This window comes from Campylobacter ureolyticus, from assembly GCF_027277485.1.
Classification (GTDB): Bacteria; Campylobacterota; Campylobacteria; order Campylobacterales; family Campylobacteraceae; genus Campylobacter_B; species Campylobacter_B ureolyticus_B.
In genome coordinates, this window is the sequence record NZ_JAPXGQ010000004.1 from 130164 (window position 1) to 150583 (window position 20420).

Genomic DNA, 20420 nt, shown 5'->3' on the forward strand with positions numbered 1-20420 from the left:
CTTAATTTAAGCATATTTTAAACTTCTAAGAGTGAAATTTTATCTTTTAAGATATAAAATATAAAAGCTTTAACATTTTTATTTTTATAAAAATTTGAAACAATTTCTTTGTACTCTAAAACTTGTATTTTGTTTTCTTCTTCAAAGCCAACTGCACTCTTGTAATCAACTATATAAATTTCACTGTTTTTTATAGCTAAAAGATCAATTTGCTTTATTTCTCCTTTTGTCTTAAAAGGCTGTTCTTTTAAAATTTCAGCATCCTTAATAATATCTGCAAATTTTTTTTCTAAAAATAAATTTTTTAATCTACTTTTTATATCATCAAAATCATCTTCTTTTAGATATTTTGCAAATTTATTCTTTGATTTTGTTAGTGCAATATCTATATTTCCTATATTAAAATCACTCATTTCAAGTGCATAATGAAAGGCTAATCCAAATTTGACAGAGTAGATATTTGGTATAGTTTCTTTTTTTCTAACTATTACTTCTTGAGGTTTTATTTTTGCTAAATTTATACTCTTTTCCTCTTTTGCAATGGCCTTATTTTTATCCAACCCATAGTCCATTACTTCACCAAATTCAAAATCCTTTATATCTAAAAGCTTATCATCTCCAAAATAACTATTTGCATTATTTGACTTTACTAAAATAAATGAATTTTTTGCTCTTGTAAATGCGACATAAAGCTTGTTTAGATCCTCTTCTTTATCGAGATTTTTTGATTTTTGTATAAAATTTTTATAATCTTCATCTAAATATTCTCTATTTTTAACCTTATATTTTATCTGCCATTTCGAGGTTTTTACATCATATTCTTTTATAAAATTTGATATATCATTTAGATCTTTTTGAAATTTATCACATAAAATCACATGGTTGAACTGAAGTCCTTTCGAGCTAAAAACAGTTAGTAAATTTACACCAAAGCTATTACTAGAGGAAATATTTTTTTCATCTTTATTAAAGGCAAATTCTATAATATTTTCATAGTTTTTTGACTCTTCTATAAAATATAAGATGTTTGCATTATCTATATTTATTCCTAAATTTTTAAGTAGATATAATACATTTTCAATAGTTGACTTTTGTAAATTTAGGTTTAGTTTTTTAACTTCTATGCCAAGAAGCTCTTCTGCGTTAAATTTATAAATTTCTTCATTTGTTATGCAAAACTTAGCATATTCCAAAATAGCTCTTATTTTAGGAATAGAAAATAAATTTTGACTTCCTATGCCATTTGCTTCAATTTTTTCTTGTTTCAAAAGAGATTTTAAAATATCAATGTGCTTATTTTTCCAACAAAGTATAGCGATATTTTCTTTTTTTATTCCCTTATTGAGCAGATTTTTAACCTCATTAACTGCACTTTCTAAAACATCATCACTGCTTAAAACTTTTATATATCCATAATCATCATTTTCCACATCAAAATAGTCAAAATTTTCAGGTTTTAAAATTTTAATATTTTTTCTTTCTTCTTTATTATAGTTTTTAGATGGAATTTGATCTTTATAACCCAAAATTTCATCAAAAGGTTTTTTGAAAATGCTATTTACAAATTTAACTAAAGCTTTTTCACTTCTATAATTTCTATCAAGCTCTGATTTTTTTATTTGTTTAAAATCACTCATCAGTTTTTCAAAAAGTTCTTTTTTACCACCACGAAATCTATAAATACTTTGCTTTATATCTCCAACATAAAAAAAACTTCCTATACCGCTTTGCCCAAACCCTGAAACAATCTCTTCGATAAGAGGAAAAAGTATTTGATACTGCATGACATTTGTATCTTGAAACTCATCGATTAATATATGCTCAACCCTTGCATCAAGCCTAAAATAAATCATATTTAAAATATCTTTTTGGCTAATTAACTCATAAATTTTTGTGCTTAAATCATTAAAGCTTAGTTTGTTTAATCTTACATTTGTATCATCTTTTACTTGCAAATAAAGATTTAAAATTTTAAAAAATACAGTTATTTTATATTTTTCAAGCTCATTTAAAAAATCTTTTAAGCTTTTTTTAAGATTATCCCAAAGAACACCTAAATAATCAGAATAAATTTTAGAATAATTTCTATAATTTAAAGTCTCTTTTTTTATAAGGTCATTTTTTATAACATCATAAATAAACCCATCAGTTTTATTTTTTAAATTTTGTGCTTGATTTATTGTTGAGCTATGTTCTTTTAGAGCTGTTTTTGTCGAACCTTTTGGCGAAGTGTTTTTAATGATATCATCACAATATTTTTTTATTTGCGACTTAATACGGTTAAATTCAACTTCTTTATCATTGATATTTTTCTTTAAATTTTCTAAATTTTCATTGGCTGCATCTAATCCATCTATTTTTACTTTTCCAATTTCACTTGAAAGTTCATTTAATGAGTTTAAAAAATCATAACTGCTACTTTTTGTATTTACTATAAAACTACTTATTTCATCAAGAAAAATTTGGTTTTTTGAGATTTTTTTTACAAACTCTTTATCTATAATTTGTCTTAAACTAGCATCATTGTTTTCTATCTCATAGTTTGGATTTATGCCAAAATTTAGAGCAAACGATTTTAAAATAGTTGAAAAAAATGAATCAAATGTTGAAATTTTAATATCTGAGTTTAAAAATCTTTCTTTTAAATAATCTCTTTTTTTTATAAGTTCGTCTTCACTTAAATCCAATATATTCAAAAGCTCTTCTTTTTCAGCTTCAAATTTTCGTTCATTACTCGGAACATTTGGACTATATTTTTTTAGGCCTAAAAATGTCTCTATTATCCTATTTTCCATCTCGGATGCAGCTTTTCTTGTAAAGGTTAGGGCTAGAATTTTATTTGGCATAACACCTTTAAAAATCAAAACCAAATACCTTATAGTTAAAGCAAATGTTTTTCCACTTCCAGCACTTGCACTAAGTGCTTCATATATTTTAAAATCACTCATTTTTCACATCCACAAAGTATATCATAGGCACAATATTTACAACCTTCATTATTGCCAAAATCAAAAGGATTTTTAAACTTTTGCTTTAACTCATCAATAACTGCTTGCAAATCACTAAGAGTTTTTTCACCATTTACAAATTCCATATTTTTTGTAGAAAAAAAGCAGGATTTTATATTATCTCCACCGCCTAGAAGAGCCTCATAAAAAGGAAGTTGCAAAGATTTAGCATCGGCATTTCCAGTTTTATAATCAATTACTAGTTTATCACCATTATCATTTACATCGATTCTATCAATTCTTCCTTTTATTCTTATGCCATTAAAATCGGTAATTTTCTCCTCTTCGCCTTCTAAAAATTTCCAACCACTTTTTTCATGATCTTTCATCTTTTTATCAAATTCTATAAACTCTTTTAAAACTATATTTTTTTCAAGATCATTTATGTTTAAATCTTTTGAATATTTTAAAAGATTTAATTTAAAAAGATTATAATCAAAAGTTCTATTTGCCTTATAAGTCTCTTCCAAAACTTTATGAATTAATGTTCCTTTATCTTTATTGTCAAGTTCTAAATTTACATTTTTTTCTTCTCTTATATTATAAATATATTTTATAGCATAGCATTTGGGACATCTTAAAAATAAATCAAGCCTTGAAAATGAAAGAGGCTCTTTAAAAAAATCATGTTCTAAAACAAAATTTCTTTTTAAAATTGGCTCATTTGTATCTTTGTATAAATATTTATAAACGCCTAAATACTCTTCATCGCTAAAATAATCATCTTTTTTTAAATTAAAATTTTCAAAATCTTTTAAAAAAACAGAAGGCTTAAAATCATCATTTTCAAGATAACAAATAGCAGCTTTTTTGGAATTTAAAATAAGCTTTTTATAGTAAAATTTTTGCAAATTAAGCCTATCTTCATGGCTTATAAGTCCAGCCTTTTTTCTAATATTTGAGTTTAAAAACATCTCATTAACTGAAGCTTTTGGAACTAGATTTTTATTAAACTCGGGTATTATTACCGCATCAAATTTAAGCCCTCTACTTTCTAAAAGCCCCATTACACTTACTTCGCCACCACCAACATGCTCGATTGATTTCATATTTAAATAAAGCAATAATATCTCACAAGCATCCATTAAAGTTGGCAAACTTTGATCTATATAAATTTTTATTTCAAACAAAATTTCAAAAATTTGTTCTTTTATATCCTCTTTTGAATAATTTAAAATTTTGTTTATGAAATGCTCAAATTTTTCAAAATTTACATTTTTATTGAAATTTAATTTAAAATCTTTATAAAACTCATCAGTTATTTCTAGCATGTTTAAAAAAAGATTTTTTGTTGTAAATTCTCTTTGCGATAAATAGTTTTCTTCTAAACAGAGCTCTTCATCTTCTAAAATAGCTTCTATTATTGTTTTTAAAATTTGAACAAATAAAGTTTTATTTAACGGCTTTCCCATTGCAAAATTTAGCATATTGTTAAAATCATAACTTTTTAAAAGCTCGCTAAAACCTTCATCCGGTAAAATAACGACTATGTTTTTAGGATCAAATCCTAAATTGACAAAATATGATATTTTTTCAAATATATAAAAACACTCCAAGCTTTTTGTTGAAAAACCGCGATGAAAAATTTCATCTGGTTTGCTTTCATTTCCTTCAATTAGGTTAAGATTTGAATTTGATAAATCTAATTCACAAATTTTGCCAATAAAATCATCAGGAATTTCTTTAATAAATTTTTTAATTATTTTTTTACTAACAAGCTCATTATCTTCTAAAATAAGCTTTATCGAGGTTAAATTTTTAATTTTATCTATAATGTCAAGTTCAAAATCACTCAAAACCCCATCTACATAAATCTCAATACTATTAAAGCTTTTTATGAATTCTAAATTTATCTCATAATTATCGCAAACTGTTATATCATCATAAGCATTTTTACAGTTTAATTCAGCTTTATAATTATTTAACAAATCTTCTAAAATATCTAAATGCTCATCATATTGAGCATAAATATCGCTATTTTTAAGATCATTTATTGAAGTTTTTGTAATGGCAAGTTCTTTAAAAAATGAGAAAAGATAATCACTATTGTGCAAGAAATTTAAAGAACTTATTTTAAGCTCTTTTTCAAGTTTTTTTGTATTTTTAACAGCTCTTTGCATGCAAATAAGCCTATCTATATCTGAGATTTGAAATTTATCTTTTACAAAAATAGATTTTTTAAAAAACTCACTTACTGAAAGAGTTTTTGGGATTTTACCATCACTAAGAGAAGCTATGTAAGATTTAATACGCCTTGTACTACTAAAAACCTTAAGATTTTGACTCATAAGCAATAAACTCCATTCTATAAAATCCTGTATCTTTTTCATCATTTAACTTTATATCTACTCTCCACCTACCAACTTTTGGAACTTTAAAGCTATCAAGCTCTAAAATATCTCCATTAAACTTAGCATTTGGAGAAATATCAAATTCAGATGTTTCAGGTCTTGTTATAAGTAATTTAAAATTTAACCTATGATTGTTTTGTATTTTTGGCAAAACACTTATTTGCAAATTTATGTCTTTATGCAAATCAAAGCTATCTTTTAATAGTCTAATGCTATATTTTTTATCAAATCTCTCTTGTGAGTCTTGTATTTCATTATAGTTTCTATCTACATTTTCAAGACTTTCAAAATAATAATTGTCCATATGAACTGGATGATCTAGTGCCAAAATTACAGTCATAATACATGATGTTACAATCAAGGCAAAAGAAATTAATATTCCATAAGGCCAAAATGTTTTTTTATTAGTCTTATTTTTTTGCATTTTTCTTTATCCTTTTATAATAAAATCCACTAGCAATCACTAAAACTATTGAACCATAAACAAATAATCTTATAATATCTAGGATTATTCTATTTGTATTTCCAAAAGAATTTTCTAATTTTACATTATAAATTTTTGCTATTTTTTCTGCACAATCTGCATATCCGTTTAAAAGTGCTGGATTAAAAGAATCTTTTCCTTTTTTTGTTGATACTAGAAGTGGAATTATTGATCCTTTGTTTGGATAAGGGCTTAAAACTGCATCCTTGTCAAAATTAATATCAGTTACGATATCTATTTTTTTATCATTTGTGGAAATAATTATAAAAGCATAAGGTGATTTTAAATTTTTAGAAATTTCGGCAGATTTTTTATGAATATTTGTGCCATTTAAATCTTTTAAAGCCACTACTCCTAAAAATGCACCTGTTTTTTCATAAAGTTCATCGCCAATAAGCTGCATTTGAGAAGTAGTGATACTTTCTAGAATTCCATCATTTTCAATAATTACATTATTATTTGCAAATAAATTATTTAAAAAAAAGGTGCAAAAAATTGCACCTATTATAAATTTTTTCACTTTTATCCTTACCCAATAAAAAGATTATTAGGAGTTAGAACCGCCCAAGCACTAATTATAGCTGTTATTACAAGCCCTATTAAAATTATAATTTCAAAAAGTTTTGATGAGCCATTGTTACTTTGTGACATTTTTAACCTCCATAACATCATCTGCGATCTTCATGTTTGCCTTCATTGGGACGCTACTTACATCTTTTAAGACATAAGGTTCTTTTGCAACTTGTTGTTGTGTTTTTAAACCAAGTATAGTCAAAACCACAAGAATAGAGATAAGCAATACTGTTGCTATAAGCATCCCTGTAACTCCGTGAATGCTAAAAACACTTCTATTTCTGTTTTCATTTTCCATAACTTCTCTCCTAATTCTCTTTTGATAATGATATTACATACTCACCAACTGCTCTTTTTTGGATATCGGTTAGTCTTCCATCATTAAACGCAGGCATTTTACCTATAAAGCCAAGTTTTCCTCTATTTAATACATCAACTACAAAATCAGCTGAGCCGTATTTTGTAAGATCAGGTGACATACCATCCATTCCCTTGCCATCTTCACCATGACATGCGGCACAAACCATCCAGTTTTCCATTCCCTGAGCTACATGATTTGGATTTTTAGTACTACTTATAGCTGATATATCTTTAGACACAAATGCAGCTACAGAAATAGCATCATCTCCTGTTACATTGTCTGCATTCATTTCCCCTAAAGGATAATCAAGTCCTTTTGAACCAGCTTTAATAGCTTCTAAAATTCCAGCTTCAGAACCCCAAACAGAAAGGTCAGTAGCTTTGCCATTCATTCCATTTCCTGTAATTCCATGACATGCTGAACACTCAACCAAAAATATTCCTTTTCCCATAGCAAGTAAAGTATCTTTATCAGGACTTGAAAAAGTTTGTTCAAATTTTTGATTATATGCCTTTACTTCCTCATTATAAGCACCAATTTGAGAATATGAATTTAACGGATATCCAAATAAAAAGTACCATATAGCCCAAACTAGCATTAAAATATAAGTAACAGCCCAGCCTATTGGTAAAGAATTTTTATATTCCTTTATGCCATCATACTCAACGCCTTCCTTTAACTCTCCACCACTTTTTTCTGTTTTCATCTTGCGAACATAAAGCCCAACAATAGCAATAGTTGCAATGACCAAAACAATAGCAGCTATTATAGAGAGTAGATTTACATTATCTTCTAAGTTAAACCATTTCATTTTTTAGCTCCTTTTTTGCATTCATTATCATTTGATGGAATAGTCTCTATAATCTCATCATCAATGCTATCATTAAGGGCTAAATTTCCATATTTTTCATAGTTTCTTCTACCTGTTTTTTCTGATCTTCTAAGATGGAAAAAATAAGCGTAAAGCCCTATGCATAAGGATATTATTAAAACGACATATCCATAAGCTTGAAGTGTTCTCATAGTTTCTATACTCATCTTTTATCCTTATTTTAAGCTGTTTAAATATGCTATAAGAGCTACAATTTGTTTAATTTCGCCACGCTCAAAAGCACTTTTAACCTCTTCATCTTCCATTTGATCAACTACAACTTTTGCCTCTTCCATAACAAGTGCTTGTGCCTCTTCCCAAGTACCAAGTTTTGGCATACCTTCTTGATCATAAGGAACATTGAAAGCCTTTTTAACTGTCAAAGCTTCAGCATAAGCTGTTTCTATATCAGCTTTTTTCTTGAACATATATTTATAATTAGGCATAACTGATCCAGGAACTACAGATAAAGGATCTTTCATATGGTGTTCGTGCCAATCTGTTGTTCTATAATTTCCAACTCTTAAAAGATCAGGACCTGTTCTTTTTGATCCCCATAAAAATGGTCTATCATAAGCATACTCACCACTTTTTGAATAAGCACCATATCTATCTGTTTCTGATTTAAACGGTCTTATGAGTTGTGAGTGACATGCATTACAGCTATTGGCTATGTATATTTGACGACCTGAAAGTTCTAAAACACTGTAAGGTTTAGTATCCTTTAAAGGTCTTGCACTATCGGCAAAACTTGGTAAAATTTCCACAACACCTGCGTAGGCTATTACTATAAATAGAAAAACCGCAAAAAAGAATGGATTTTTTTCTAACCAACTAAACATATTATCCTCCTTTTTTAAGCTGCCATTGGAGATGTGCTTTGTGGTTCTTTTGTAAGCACTCTACCTGAGCTAAATGTTTTAAACATATTATATGCAAACATGAAAAAGCCTAACAAATATAAAAATCCACCAACTGCTCTAATCCAGAAATATGGTTTAAGTGCATTAACAGTATCAATAAATGTATAAGCTAAACTTCCAAATTCATTTGTTGCTCTCCACATCATACCTTGAGTAATACCTGCAATCCACATAGATGAGAAGAACATTACAAGACCTGTTGTTTGAATCCAAAATTGTGCTTCCATTAATGACTTTGAATAAAGCTCTTTTTTAAACATTCTAGGAACCATGTGATAAAGAGCTCCAACAGTCATAAAGCCAACCCAACCAAGTGTTCCATCATGAACGTGTCCTGGAATCCAATCTGTAAAGTGAGCTAAAGCATTAACTGATTTAATAGAAAGAATTGGTCCCTCAAGTGTTGAGAACATGTAGAATGTTGTTGCTAAAATCATAAATTTTATTAATGGATTTTCTCTTAATTGATTCCACTCGCCTTTCATAGTTAAAAGTATATTAATACCTGAACCCCAAGAAGGTAAAATTAAAACAACAGAAAACACTGAACTTAATGTTTGAATCCAATCAGGAACAGTTGAATAAATAAGGTGGTGACCACCAGCCCATAAATAAACAAACATTAAACTCCAAAATGAAAATAGTGATAATTTATATGAGAAAACTGCTTGACCACTCTCTTTTGGCAAGAAGTAATAAACTTGAGCTAAAATTCCAACTGTAAAAACAAACGCAACAGCATTGTGTCCCCACCACCATTGAACCATAGCATCGTTTGATCCAGCATACATAGAAACTGCATGCATCCAATCACCCATACCTGTTAAAAGTCTTGTAGGAATAGCCATATTATTAAACAAATAAAGCATAGCAATTCCTAAAAATGTTGCTATATAATACCACAATGAAATATAAAGAGTTTTTTCTCTTCTTATACCAATAAGTCCAAAAATACTAACTCCCCATAAAACCCATACGATAACAACCAAAATATCGATAGGCCATTGAAGCTCTGCATATTCTTTAGAGCTTGTTATTCCTGCAAGTAGTGTAACAACAGCTAAAAGTATAACAATAACATATAAAATAAAATGAAGTTTTCCAATCATCATAAGAAATTTTGATTCTGCCATTGATACTTTTAAGACTCTTTGTCCTACATAATACCAGGTTGAAAAAATACCTGAAAGCATGAATCCATAAACAACTGCATTAGTATGAAGTGGTCTAAGTCTACCAAAATTAGAAAACTCTCCTGCTATGTAGTTTAAGTCTGGATACACTAACTGAAAAGAGATAATTACTCCAACAAGCATACCTACAATTCCAAAGATTATGGTTGTAAATAAAAAACACTTTGAAATTGTGTAATCGTAATTTAATACATCACCAGGTCGCATTGCACCCTCCTATATAAATTGTATGTTAAACATAAATTAAACATAACTAAGTAATTATATTGTTATTTAGCTAGATTTATTCTTAAATATAAAGAAAAAATCTAACTTTTTTATATTTTTTGTTAAAATTCTATTTTATAACCAAGTCCAGGAATATTTTTTATAACTTTTGCTCCGACCTTATCTCTTACTCTTTTTACAAAAGTTCTAATGGCTGCATCGCTTACATTTTCACTTCCCCAGATATTTTGCTTAATATCTTCATGCAAAACTAAAGTGCCAATTCTTTCAACTAAAAGTGAAACAAAAGCAAGTTCTTTTTTTGTTAAAGGAATTTCAACCCCATTTTTAGACAAAGCTTTTGTGGTTTGGTTAAACTCCAAACCATCACCAAATTTAACATCATTCAAAAGCCCTATTTTTCGCCTTACAATATCTTCAATAACCTTTAAAAGCTCATCCATATCAATTGGTTTTATTAAATATTTATCTATTCCTACATCTATTGCTTTTAAAAGCTTTTCTTTATCACTAAAGGCACTTAATGCAATAATTGGAGTATTGCTTGAAATTTCTTTAATATTTTTTGCCATATCAAGACCGTTCATTATAGGCATTGCTATATCAGTTATTACGATATGTGGATTGTGTTTTTTAAATTTTTTCACACCTTCATCTCCATTTTTGGCCAAAATAATTTCTTCAAAAAGACTATCTAGAGCCTCAGCCATAGACTTTCTAATACTATCTTCATCTTCAACTATTAAAATTCTAAGACTACCTAAATCACTCATTTTTTCTCCTTTTTTAGTGGTATTTCTATACAAAAATCAACTCCGTTTTTTAAATTTTTAACATATATATTTCCGTTCATATTTGTTATTATCATCTTACACATATAAAGTCCTATGCCAGTTCCTACACTTTTATGTTTTGTTGTAAAATATGGATCGAAAAGCTTATCCATAATGCTATCTTTAATATTTTCACCATTATTATAAATACTAACAAAAGCAAATTTATCATTTTTATAAATTTTTATTTTTATTATTTTGTCTTTTGCATCTAAATTTTGCATAGCATCTTTTGCATTGGTTAAAATATTAATGATTACTTGAGAAAACTCAGCTTTAATTCCAGAGATTTTAACATCTTCATTTTTTAAAATTTCAACACAAATTCCCTCTTTTTTAAAAGTGCCTTCGAGCATCCCAAGACTCTTATCAATGGCCTCTTTTATGCTAAATTCCTCTTTTTCTTTATCTGATTTAAAAAAATTTCTAAAATCATCTATTGTATTTGACATATTTTTTATAACAGTTTTCGCATGTTCATAAGTATGGATAAATTTCTCTTCATCTTTTAGGTTTTGTTTCATCTTAAACAGATCAATTCCGAGCTCACTTAACGGCTGACGCCATTGGTGAGCAATGTTTCCTATCATTTCACCCATACTTATAAGTCTTGCTTGTTGTGAAAGAAGACGGTTTTTTTCTTCATTTTTTAAAATTTCTTCTTTTACTCTATTTTCTAAGCTTTTATTAAGCTCTAAAAGCTCTTTTGTTTGTTCTTTTACTTTTTCTTCTAATGATAAATTTAACTCTTTTAGTTCAATTCTTGTTGCCATAAGCCTTTCATTAAGTTCAATTACCTCTGTAACGTCATGACGAATAGCAACAAATTCTTCAATATTTCCATTTTCATCCAAAATTGGAATAATGGTTGCATTTAGATAAAAAACGGAGCCATCTTTTGCTAAATTTTTTATAATGCCTTTATAAACTTTTTTTGCCAAAATTGTCTTCCAAAGCCTTTTAAATACTTCTGGACTAACATCTGGATGACGAACAATATTATGATTTTGGCCAATTAATTCATCTCTTGAGTATTTACTTATATTGCAAAACTCGTCATTTACAAAAGTTATGTATCCATAAATATCAGTTTTGGATACAATGTTACTAGCATCTATTGCATTTTGATACTGTATTAAGCGACTTTGATTTCTATCCATTGTATTTAAAATTTTCCTCATGCATTATAAAACTACAACTAAAATCTTACTAACATTACTATTAATAATAACTTAAAATGTTATTATTTTTTTTAAAAAAATTTATATATGTTATTAATTTGGTTAATTTGTAGCCAAAAAACCAATATATGAATTATATATTCCAAATAAAATTATAATAAAGGCCGAAATATTAAGAGCTATTTTTTTAAATTTTAAATTTATTAAATTTGATAAAGAAGAAATAATTAACATAATAGGAATTGTAGATAGACCAAAAATTCCCATTATAAAAGCTCCTACTAAAATACTTTTTGATAAAATTGCCATAGATAAAAATGTATAAACAACCCCACATGGCAAAAATCCATTTAAAAAACCAAGCAACATTAAGCCAAATAAAGAGTGCATGTTGCTAGCAATTAGCATTGGCTTTTTAAATAGTTTTTTCCATATTTTATCATTTTCTATAAATTTTAAAATTTCACCTCTTTTTATAAACCCAATACCTAAAATAACTAAAAAAATACCTATAAAAAAATGAATATAGCCCATAAGTTTTGAACTTATTGCGAAAATAGAGCTAAAATATCCAGCAATTACACCAAGTAAAATATAAGCAAATGTCCTAAAAAGATGGTAGCTTAAAGAATAAACAAAAGCTTTAAACCTACTTAAATTATTAAGTCTCACGCTATAGGCTAGAACAAATCCACCACACATTCCAGCACAATGCCCAAAGCTAAGCAAAAAAGCTGTGGGCACAATGTAAAAAATTAGATTTAATAAATCCATTAAAAACTAGAACATTCCTCTTTTTTTGAGCTCATCTTGATAATATTTTTCAAATGCCAAATCATATTCAGGAGTTCCTGGAATTAATTTTTTGGAACTATTTTCAAGCTTTTCAACAACAATATCCTCTATTTTTTCAAAATTTTTTAAATACTCCTCAATAGATGAGTAAATAATATTTCTGGCTCTATTTTCAGAAACGCTATAATCAATATAGTTTTTTTTCCAAGAAAGCTCTAAAATTTCATGTGAAAGCTTATTGTATCTATCATCATGTTTTAAAACAAAATCACTCTCATCTGCAAGTCTTTTTTTAACCATCCAAAACATACTTCTTCTATCAACCTGCATAATATGCATATCTTCACTATTTTCTTCTAAAATATTTTCTGTTTTTTCATCAAGAGCTTTTTCTTTTAAGGCATCATTTGTTATGACTTCTTCTGCAATTTTTACAACGCCTTCTATGCCTTGATTAAATTTTATAAAACCCGAATTATACATATCAATGCCGATTTTTCGTGACACATAAGGAATGTGTGGAAATTTTATTTTCATTTTTACTCCTAATTATCTTATTATTGTATCTTCTCTTTCGGGACTTGTTGAGATAAAGCCAACTTTTACACCTGTTACATTTTCTATTTTTTCAATATATTTTTTAGCATTCTTAGGCAAATCTTCAAATTTATTTATTCCAACAACACTATCCCAACCATCAAACTCTTCATAAATAGGTTTTACATCTTTTAAATCTGTTGGAAAATAATCAATTTTTTTTCCATTAGGAAGTTCATATTTTGTACAAATTTTAATTTTTTCAAATCCATCCAAAACATCAAGCTTCATAAGTGCAAATGTATTAATGCCATTTAGTCTTACAGCATATTTTACAGCTACCAAATCAAGCCAACCACATCTTCTTTTTCTTCCTGTTGTTGTGCCGTATTCTTTGCCTACCTCACACATTGTATCACCATCTTTTCCAAAATCCTCACTTATAAAAGGACCGTTTCCAACTCTTGTGCTATATGCTTTTAATATTCCTATAACATTTCCTATGTCTTTTGGATTTAATCCAACTCCAGTGCATGCTCCTGCTGAAATTGTATTTGAGCTTGTTACATAAGGATAGGTTCCATGATCAATGTCAAGCATTGTTCCTTGCGCACCTTCTAAAAGAATCTTTTTATTGTTTGCAAGTGCATCCCAAACCATTTTTGTAGTATTTGCAATAAATGGAGATAAAACTCTTTTATACTCATTTAGTTTTTCTAAAATCTCATCTTTGGTAGGTGTTTTGATATCCAAAATTTCAAAAATATATTTCTTATCTTTAAAAGTCTGCATTAGACTTTCACATAATTTTTCAGGCTCTAATAGCTCAATTACTCTATGACCATTTCTGCTTATCTTATCAGCATAGCTTGGCCCAATACCTTTTCCAGTGGTACCTATGGCTTTATCACCTTTTTGTTTTTCGCTTGCTTGATCCATTAAAGCGTGATATTCCAAATTTAAATGTGCTTTATCACTTATATAAAATCTACCTTCTAAATCTTTAAAATTTGAAAGCTCTTGTATCAAAACATCAGGATTTACAACAACACCGTTTCCAATAATATTTATAATATTTTTATGCAAAATTCCACTTGGAACAAGGTGAAGTGCATATTTAACACCATCAACCCAAATAGTATGACCAGCATTGTGCCCGCCAGCACTTCTGCAAACATAATCATACTCCTTTGAAAGCATATCAACAATTTTACCTTTTCCTTCATCACCCCATTGACTTCCAACTATTAAATCAACTTTGCTCATTTTTTAATCCTTTTTTGATAAATTTTGTATTACTTGATCGCTCATTATAGCAAAACCACTAGATTTAAGACTATCTATTTCATAATCCCCACCGCTGCAAAAGATGGAATTTCCACCTAAAAATCTAAAAAATAAACTATCATAATAACGCATTTTTGAATAATATAATGGTGCTAGTTTTATATTTTTATGAGTTGAATTACAAGATAAATCTTCCATTTTTTCAAGTGGGTCTTTAAGCTCATTTGGAATATTATTTTTGACATTTTTTAAATCACTTAAAGAAGTTATTCTAGAAAGTTCTCTTAGCCATTTTTTATCTGAGCCTAAAAATAAAGTTCCATTGCCTTTTTCAAACTCCTCTATTTCAATATTTAAAAGCTTGCAAATTATACGAGGAATTTCTATATTGCTGATTTGAATAGTTGAATTTATTTTAAAATGATCTAAAACTATTGAGCAAATTTCAAGTGCAAGTTTTAAATCCCTTTTCCCTATCATTTCAGCGCCTATTTGATAAAATTCTAAACTTGGATATTTAAAAACTGGTTGAATGTAAAAAATTTTATTTAAATTTTTATCTTTTATTCTCCTTAAAATTATCCTAACAACATCAACTGTGCTATCAGCTCTTAGGGATATGGTATGATTTATCTTATCTTGAAATTTTAAAATTTGCTCGTTCGGAACGCTTAAGTGCTGATGATACGAAAAATATGGAGTTACAATCTCATCAAATCCATATTTAATAAAAACACTAGCAGCAAAACTCTCAAATTCCCTTTTTGTTTTTGCAAGTTCTCCAAAATAAAGCCTTGAGCCATTTGGTATTTCGTGGTCTAAATCAGCCCTATCCATAACACTTCCTTTTTCACTAACTTAAAACATAAGGATATCTAAAATTTCCTTATTTAAATTTAAATTATATAACTGAATTAGAACTATATATGTGATATTTTAAAAATTTGTCCTTTTTTGCAACATACATCGCACTATCAGCTTGCCTGATAAGTTCAAAAAAACCTATTTCTTCATCTTGTGGATAAAATGAAACCCCAATGCTAATACTTGTTTTTATAATATGATCGCCTATTTTAAATTTTACACTTGTTTGTCTTAAAAACCTTTTTATATCAAAAATTATCTCTTTTTCATCTTTCAAATTTTTAACTATCACACCAAACTCATCACCACCAAATCTTGCTAAAACATCTCCATCTTTTATCGCTGTTTTCATCTCATCAGCTGCTTTTTGTAAAAATATATCACCAACTTTATGTCCATAAGTATCATTTATATTTTTAAATCCATCAAAATCTATAAATAACACAGCAAGACTTTTCTTATAAGCTTTTTGTGTATCTTTTATAGCCTTTACCAAAAGTCTCTCAAAATAAAATTTATTTGGCAAATTTGTAAGTTGATCATATAACGCCATTTGCTCTAAGTGATCTTGTTTTTCTTTAAAAGCTGATGTTTCAAAAAACATACCAAGATATAAATTTTGATTTTTCAAGAACTTAACTTTTAAAATAGTTGGAACCTTTTCTCTATATTTATTTATAATATCAAGTTCTCCACTCCAAAAACCTTTTTTTAAAAGATCACTATTCATCTCCTTTTCTGCACTTCTTGAAGATCTAGTTTCATTAAAAAGAATATACTTACTTCCTAAAATTTGGTCTTTTTGATAACCAGTAGCTTTTAAAAAAACATCATTTACATTTTTTATAAAACCATTTTTATCAGTTAAAAAAATAGCCTCAAAGGAATTTTCAAATATATTTTTAAGTAGAATTTCTTTCATATTTTCGTTTTTTTTACGACTAAATTTTAAAAACAAAAAAGCGGTAGACAAAAGTAAAAAATATATGCAAAAAATCCATTTATTAAAAATTTCAAAAAAACTTTTATAAACAATAATTATTAAACCATTATTTTTAGTAATATAAAAAAACTCAAATTTTTTTGTCTTTTTATTTTGTTTAAAATTAATTTTTTCGAATTTTAAATTTCTATAAATTTCATTTAAATTACCTAAATTTGGACTAAACTGTTCTATGATTTTATATTCACTATCAAAAATTATATACTCCAAATTACTTTGTGTTTTGAAATTTTCATCATTTTCTAAGAGCGTAGCTTCTAACTTTAGCTTATCTTTTGCAAAATTTAAAGTTAAAAATGTTGCTAAAATAAAAATTAAAAATAATAATGATGAAATAGTAACTTGCTGTTTGTTCATATAAAATCCGTGATAATTATAATTGGCGAGAGAGTGAAGGAATCGAACCTCCCACGAAACAGTCAACTGCTCCGCCATCGGATTTGAAGTCCGCGAACGCCGCCAGATCGTTTTACTCTCCAAAGGTCGTATTATACAAAATTTAGAGTTAAATTTTTATAAATTTTAAAGAAACAATTCTTATTAAAAATAAATTTCAAATAAATACTAAAATTACATTTAAATATCATTCTAAAATTTCAAATTTTCTTTTTTTAAAATAGCTATCTCTTATAAAAATATATGGATCATCTTTTCCCTCAAGCGCTCGTTTTTTAGCCCCAGGATCTAAAGACTCTTGATTTACCTCTTTTCCTATGTTTATGTAAAGTCTCTTAGCATCATCATTTACATAGCTTATAGGATTTGTAAAATAATCCCCAACAAGCCCAAAACTATCTCTTAAACTTGATGGTCCAAGTATTGGCCAAACTATATAAAATCCATCTGCAAAACCCCAAACTCCAAGAGTTTGCCCAAAATCTTCATTATGTTTAGGCATGTCAAAATGCATTGTAGCAGCATCGCTAAAACCAGCAAATCCAACGGTTGTATTTATTAAAAAACGTTTTGTTTCATTCCATGAGTTTTGAAATTTTGCTTGTAAAAGATTATTAACAAGTCTTATTGGATACATTAAATTACCAAAAAAATTACTAAAAGCTCCTTGAATTGGATCCGGCATCACATAATCGTATGTGTAGCTTACAGGATACATGATATAGTTATAAAATGCTGAATTTATAGATGTCATAACGCGGTTATATCCAATTAATGGATCATAAATTTCATCATTAGCTTTGTTTTCAAACTCACTATTTGCATTTGAAAAGCTAATACTTAAAGTAATAATAAAAATAGCTAAAGTTCTCATTTCATAACCTTTTCAATTTTTGCTAAATCTTGTATTTTTTTATCATCAATAAGATAAATTTCATCAATTAAACCATTTTTAAATTTCATACTTCCCATATCGCTTAAAACATTTTTTCCTCTTACTAACTCTCCTGCTATGCATTCAGCTAAAACTCCCATAATAGCGGATTTTAAAGGATCTGTATTTGAGGCTAAAAAGGCTGTGCAAATTCCTCCTAAAATACACCCACTTCCTGAAAATTTACCCATTAAAGAGCTTCCATTTTTTAATAAATAAGCCTCATTTTTAAAAGCAACAATATCTATTTTGCCAGTTATGACAATAGCTGCATCTGTTTTTATACTAAGTTCTTTTGCTAAATTTACTCTATTTAAAATATCATCATTTAAATCTTTTAAGCTAGCATCAACGCCTTTTGCTATACTTTTTTCACCATTTAAAAACTTAATTTCTGAAATATTTCCTTTTATAATGCTAAATTTATACTCTTTTAAAAAATTTATGGCAGTTTCGTTTCTAAGAGTGCTTGCTCCAACCCCAACAAGATCTAAAACTACCGGTAAATTTAAAGAATTTGCCATTTTTATAGAATTTTGCATAGCTTTTATAGTATTTAAATTTAAAGTTCCTAAATTTATTAAAAGTCCATTTGAAATAGCAGTTATTTCACCACTTTCGCTTGGCTCATCGGCCATAACAGGACTTGCACCAATTGCAATGAGTGAATTTGCGACATCATTTACTGTTACATAATTTGTTATGCAGTGAATCAAAGGGTTTTTTTGTTTTAAATTGTTTAAATAAGTCTTTATCTCTTCATTTTCCATATTTTTTCTTTATATTAAAATTATGATATTTTATCAAAAAGCAGTTAATTTTAGCTTTATTTGTTTAAAATAGGCGAATTTAATAGTATTTATAAAATATTAAATGATAATTGCTTCTATTTTTATATAGTAAAGAAAAAATTTATATATAAAGGATTTTTTATGAAAAGATATATTATTTCAGCTAGCATAATTGGTGCAATATTTATGAGTGGTTGTTCAACAATATCAAATCCAGTTGGTGGAAATGTTTATGATGCTTCGCAGCTTAACCAAGAGCAAAATGCTCAAAATGTTCAAATCGTGCATATATCGCCTGCAAAAATAGCTGTTGATAATAGCGAAAATAGAAGGTTGGCTCAAACAGCTGGCGGAGTTCTTGGCGCAGTCGCAGGTGCAGTTGTGGGATACAATGTAGGAAGTGGTGGAAGCGTGGCTGGAACAACAGCTGGCGGTGTAGCTGGTGCTGCTGGTGGAGCAGTAGCTGGAAGTATGGTAGGAGATAAAAAAATAGTTGATGGAGTAACGATCGCATATAAAACCAGTATTGATGGAAAAATAAAAACTTCAACTCAAGGAGGAAAATTGTGCGAATTTCAAACAGGCAAGGCTCTAATGATCATTACAAAACAAAATGAAACAAGAATCCAGCCAAACTCAATTTGTCCTAAAAAATAAAAAAATTATAATTAATTTCTAATTAATATATAACTTAAAGTTGCCTACATTTCAAGAATTGCATCTTTAAAAACATATAATTGATCTTAGGCTTATGTTTTACTACTAAAACATAAGCTAGTCAAATATATTTTTACAATCAAAAACTATTCTAAAAACTTGCAAAATCTATCAGATAAATAGAAATTAGATACTTTTATATTTATATATAAATTAGCCTTACAAGTATTTTGTTTTTTAGTTTGAAAATAAGTGGGATCAAATTTATACTAGATTTTTTTCATTTTGCAATTCCCTCTTCTTTTAACCAAATATTCATATTTTCAACTGCAAATTCCATAGCCTTTTCATCGGCTTCTTCATTTTTTCCTTGTTTTGCAAGTTCTAAAACTACTATAAAGTCATTTAAACTTTTAATTATCATTTTCTTATCATCATCTAAATAATTAAATTTTATTCTATCTTTTACTTTTTTATAAATATCATCAGCTAAATTATCTTTTATGCTTTCTAAATAATTTAAAGCTTCTTTTTCAGTTTGCAAAACTACATATTTAAAATTCATTTATTATCCTTTAATTATGATTTACTTAAGTTTCAAAATCCATAGGATCAAATTTATACAAAACTTGAACCACTAATTGTTTCATTCAAAAATTTGTTTCAAAATCCATAGGATCAAATTTATACATAGTTTGAAAATGCACGAAGTAACTCACAACGATCGTTTCAAAATCCATAGGATCAAATTTATACTAATATATCTGTCATTTTTTAGTCCTTTTTTAACTTATGTTTCAAAATCCATAGGATCAAATTTATACTAGAATTAATGGTAAAACACCTTATTACATTATCAAAAGTTTCAAAATCCATAGGATCAAATTTATACCATTACTAAGGATTATTGATTAGAAATTATCTTTGTTTCAAAATCCATAGGATCAAATTTATACCAATATTTAAATGTGTCTTATAAGACAATGCTTTAGTTTCAAAATCCATAGGATCAAATTTATACCATTACTAAGGATTATTGATTAGAAATTATCTTTGTTTCAAAATCCATAGGATCAAATTTATACCAATATTTAAATGTGTCTTATAAGACAATGCTTTAGTTTCAAAATCCATAGGATCAAATTTATAC

At 27.6% G+C, this 20420-nt stretch carries 21 protein-coding genes, 1 tRNA gene and 1 CRISPR repeat array; of the genes, 1 reads left to right on the forward strand and 21 read right to left on the reverse strand.

Translation table 11 applies throughout. The annotated features are described in order from the left end of the window. Positions 1-17: 17 nt before the first annotated feature. The 20 genes from O6B72_RS03390 to thiM form a co-directional block, all read right to left on the reverse strand. A complete protein-coding gene (locus O6B72_RS03390; protein WP_269492216.1) occupies positions 18-2948 on the reverse strand; it encodes a RecB-like helicase in 2931 nt (976 codons plus the stop codon). After that, complete coding sequence (locus O6B72_RS03395; RefSeq protein ID WP_269492217.1) at positions 2945-5296, reverse strand: PD-(D/E)XK nuclease family protein; 2352 nt, start codon at positions 5294-5296, stop codon at positions 2945-2947. The genes O6B72_RS03390 and O6B72_RS03395 overlap by 4 nt, the downstream gene beginning before the upstream one ends. Continuing rightward, positions 5280-5783 (reverse strand): FixH family protein, encoded by a 504-nt coding sequence (locus O6B72_RS03400; RefSeq protein WP_269492219.1) that lies wholly within the window; start codon positions 5781-5783, stop codon positions 5280-5282. The genes O6B72_RS03395 and O6B72_RS03400 overlap by 17 nt, the downstream gene beginning before the upstream one ends. After that, complete coding sequence (locus O6B72_RS03405; protein WP_024962879.1) at positions 5770-6363, reverse strand: hypothetical protein; 594 nt, start codon at positions 6361-6363, stop codon at positions 5770-5772. The genes O6B72_RS03400 and O6B72_RS03405 overlap by 14 nt, the downstream gene beginning before the upstream one ends. Before the next feature lie 8 nt (positions 6364-6371). Beyond that, positions 6372-6494: a hypothetical protein gene (locus tag O6B72_RS03410; RefSeq protein ID WP_269492220.1), complete on the reverse strand. Its 123-nt coding sequence runs from the start codon at positions 6492-6494 to the stop codon at positions 6372-6374. Then, the gene (locus tag O6B72_RS03415) at positions 6481-6714 is read right to left on the reverse strand and encodes a DUF4006 family protein (RefSeq protein ID WP_024962878.1); all 234 of its coding nucleotides are present in this window, start codon (positions 6712-6714) and stop codon (positions 6481-6483) included. Before O6B72_RS03415 ends, O6B72_RS03410 begins: the two co-directional genes overlap by 14 nt. 10 nt (positions 6715-6724) lie before the next feature. Further along, entirely contained in the window at positions 6725-7588 is an 864-nt protein-coding gene (locus tag O6B72_RS03420; protein WP_269492221.1) for a c-type cytochrome, read from the reverse strand. Next, the gene (locus O6B72_RS03425; protein ID WP_016647321.1) at positions 7585-7815 is read right to left on the reverse strand and encodes a cytochrome c oxidase, cbb3-type, CcoQ subunit; all 231 of its coding nucleotides are present in this window, start codon (positions 7813-7815) and stop codon (positions 7585-7587) included. Before O6B72_RS03425 ends, O6B72_RS03420 begins: the two co-directional genes overlap by 4 nt. Before the next feature lie 9 nt (positions 7816-7824). Next, positions 7825-8490, reverse strand: coding sequence for a cytochrome-c oxidase, cbb3-type subunit II (ccoO, locus tag O6B72_RS03430; protein WP_024962876.1), 666 nt, complete (start codon positions 8488-8490; stop codon positions 7825-7827). Between the two features lie 14 nt (positions 8491-8504). Further along, positions 8505-9971, reverse strand: coding sequence for a cytochrome-c oxidase, cbb3-type subunit I (gene ccoN, locus O6B72_RS03435; RefSeq protein ID WP_024962875.1), 1467 nt, complete (start codon positions 9969-9971; stop codon positions 8505-8507). Between the two features lie 122 nt (positions 9972-10093). Then, entirely contained in the window at positions 10094-10765 is a 672-nt protein-coding gene (locus tag O6B72_RS03440) for a response regulator transcription factor (RefSeq protein WP_024962874.1), read from the reverse strand. Then, positions 10762-11985 (reverse strand): PAS domain-containing sensor histidine kinase, encoded by a 1224-nt coding sequence (locus tag O6B72_RS03445; RefSeq protein WP_024962873.1) that lies wholly within the window; start codon positions 11983-11985, stop codon positions 10762-10764. The genes O6B72_RS03440 and O6B72_RS03445 overlap by 4 nt, the downstream gene beginning before the upstream one ends. 123 nt (positions 11986-12108) lie before the next feature. Continuing rightward, a complete protein-coding gene (locus O6B72_RS03450; RefSeq protein ID WP_269492222.1) occupies positions 12109-12750 on the reverse strand; it encodes a sulfite exporter TauE/SafE family protein in 642 nt (213 codons plus the stop codon). A 36-nt stretch (positions 12751-12786) separates the two neighbouring features. Further along, a complete protein-coding gene (locus tag O6B72_RS03455) occupies positions 12787-13338 on the reverse strand; it encodes a DUF507 family protein (RefSeq protein WP_018713236.1) in 552 nt (183 codons plus the stop codon). A gap of 12 nt (positions 13339-13350) precedes the next feature. Beyond that, the gene (locus O6B72_RS03460; protein WP_269492223.1) at positions 13351-14604 is read right to left on the reverse strand and encodes an adenylosuccinate synthase; all 1254 of its coding nucleotides are present in this window, start codon (positions 14602-14604) and stop codon (positions 13351-13353) included. Between the two features lie 3 nt (positions 14605-14607). Further along, entirely contained in the window at positions 14608-15462 is an 855-nt protein-coding gene (locus O6B72_RS03465) for an ATP phosphoribosyltransferase regulatory subunit (protein WP_269492224.1), read from the reverse strand. 64 nt (positions 15463-15526) lie between these two features. After that, positions 15527-16849, reverse strand: a complete 1323-nt coding sequence (locus tag O6B72_RS03470) for a diguanylate cyclase domain-containing protein (protein WP_269492225.1) — start codon at positions 16847-16849, stop codon at positions 15527-15529. Between the two features lie 23 nt (positions 16850-16872). Continuing rightward, positions 16873-16970, reverse strand: a tRNA-Sec gene (locus tag O6B72_RS03475). Between the two features lie 105 nt (positions 16971-17075). Then, a complete protein-coding gene (locus O6B72_RS03480) occupies positions 17076-17762 on the reverse strand; it encodes an MlaA family lipoprotein (RefSeq protein WP_269492226.1) in 687 nt (228 codons plus the stop codon). Further along, entirely contained in the window at positions 17759-18592 is an 834-nt protein-coding gene (gene thiM, locus O6B72_RS03485; RefSeq protein ID WP_269492227.1) for a hydroxyethylthiazole kinase, read from the reverse strand. The genes O6B72_RS03480 and thiM overlap by 4 nt, the downstream gene beginning before the upstream one ends. A 162-nt stretch (positions 18593-18754) precedes the next feature. On the opposite strand from thiM, the gene O6B72_RS03490 reads away from it, so the two are divergent. Beyond that, on the forward strand, positions 18755-19270 hold the full coding sequence (locus O6B72_RS03490) for a hypothetical protein (RefSeq protein ID WP_269492228.1): 516 nt from the start codon (positions 18755-18757) through the stop codon (positions 19268-19270). Between the two features lie 280 nt (positions 19271-19550). On the opposite strand, the gene O6B72_RS03495 is transcribed toward O6B72_RS03490, so the two are convergent. Continuing rightward, the gene (locus O6B72_RS03495) at positions 19551-19835 is read right to left on the reverse strand and encodes a hypothetical protein (protein WP_269492229.1); all 285 of its coding nucleotides are present in this window, start codon (positions 19833-19835) and stop codon (positions 19551-19553) included. Positions 19836-19864: 29 nt separating this feature from the next. Then, positions 19865-20420: a CRISPR direct-repeat array (repeat unit 30 nt; unit sequence GTTTCAAAATCCATAGGATCAAATTTATAC).

Excerpts from the sequence above, each read along its gene's own strand:
- O6B72_RS03390 (WP_269492216.1), bottom strand. The coding sequence starts at position 2,948 with ATGAGTGATTTTAAAATATATGAAGCACTTAGTGCAAGTGCTGGAAGT.
- O6B72_RS03395 (WP_269492217.1), bottom strand. The coding sequence starts at position 5,296 with ATGAGTCAAAATCTTAAGGTTTTTAGTAGTACAAGGCGTATTAAATCT.
- O6B72_RS03400 (WP_269492219.1), bottom strand. The coding sequence starts at position 5,783 with ATGCAAAAAAATAAGACTAATAAAAAAACATTTTGGCCTTATGGAATA.
- O6B72_RS03410 (WP_269492220.1), bottom strand. The coding sequence starts at position 6,494 with ATGTCACAAAGTAACAATGGCTCATCAAAACTTTTTGAAATTATAATT.
- O6B72_RS03415 (WP_024962878.1), bottom strand. The coding sequence starts at position 6,714 with ATGGAAAATGAAAACAGAAATAGAAGTGTTTTTAGCATTCACGGAGTT.
- O6B72_RS03420 (WP_269492221.1), bottom strand. The coding sequence starts at position 7,588 with ATGAAATGGTTTAACTTAGAAGATAATGTAAATCTACTCTCTATAATA.
- O6B72_RS03425 (WP_016647321.1), bottom strand. The coding sequence starts at position 7,815 with ATGAGTATAGAAACTATGAGAACACTTCAAGCTTATGGATATGTCGTT.
- ccoO (WP_024962876.1), bottom strand. The coding sequence starts at position 8,490 with ATGTTTAGTTGGTTAGAAAAAAATCCATTCTTTTTTGCGGTTTTTCTA.
- ccoN (WP_024962875.1), bottom strand. The coding sequence starts at position 9,971 with ATGCGACCTGGTGATGTATTAAATTACGATTACACAATTTCAAAGTGT.
- O6B72_RS03440 (WP_024962874.1), bottom strand. The coding sequence starts at position 10,765 with ATGAGTGATTTAGGTAGTCTTAGAATTTTAATAGTTGAAGATGAAGAT.
- O6B72_RS03445 (WP_024962873.1), bottom strand. The coding sequence starts at position 11,985 with ATGGATAGAAATCAAAGTCGCTTAATACAGTATCAAAATGCAATAGAT.
- O6B72_RS03455 (WP_018713236.1), bottom strand. The coding sequence starts at position 13,338 with ATGAAAATAAAATTTCCACACATTCCTTATGTGTCACGAAAAATCGGC.
- O6B72_RS03460 (WP_269492223.1), bottom strand. The coding sequence starts at position 14,604 with ATGAGCAAAGTTGATTTAATAGTTGGAAGTCAATGGGGTGATGAAGGA.
- O6B72_RS03465 (WP_269492224.1), bottom strand. The coding sequence starts at position 15,462 with ATGGATAGGGCTGATTTAGACCACGAAATACCAAATGGCTCAAGGCTT.
- O6B72_RS03470 (WP_269492225.1), bottom strand. The coding sequence starts at position 16,849 with ATGAACAAACAGCAAGTTACTATTTCATCATTATTATTTTTAATTTTT.
- O6B72_RS03480 (WP_269492226.1), bottom strand. The coding sequence starts at position 17,762 with ATGAGAACTTTAGCTATTTTTATTATTACTTTAAGTATTAGCTTTTCA.
- thiM (WP_269492227.1), bottom strand. The coding sequence starts at position 18,592 with ATGGAAAATGAAGAGATAAAGACTTATTTAAACAATTTAAAACAAAAA.
- O6B72_RS03490 (WP_269492228.1), top strand. The coding sequence starts at position 18,755 with ATGAAAAGATATATTATTTCAGCTAGCATAATTGGTGCAATATTTATG.
- O6B72_RS03495 (WP_269492229.1), bottom strand. The coding sequence starts at position 19,835 with ATGAATTTTAAATATGTAGTTTTGCAAACTGAAAAAGAAGCTTTAAAT.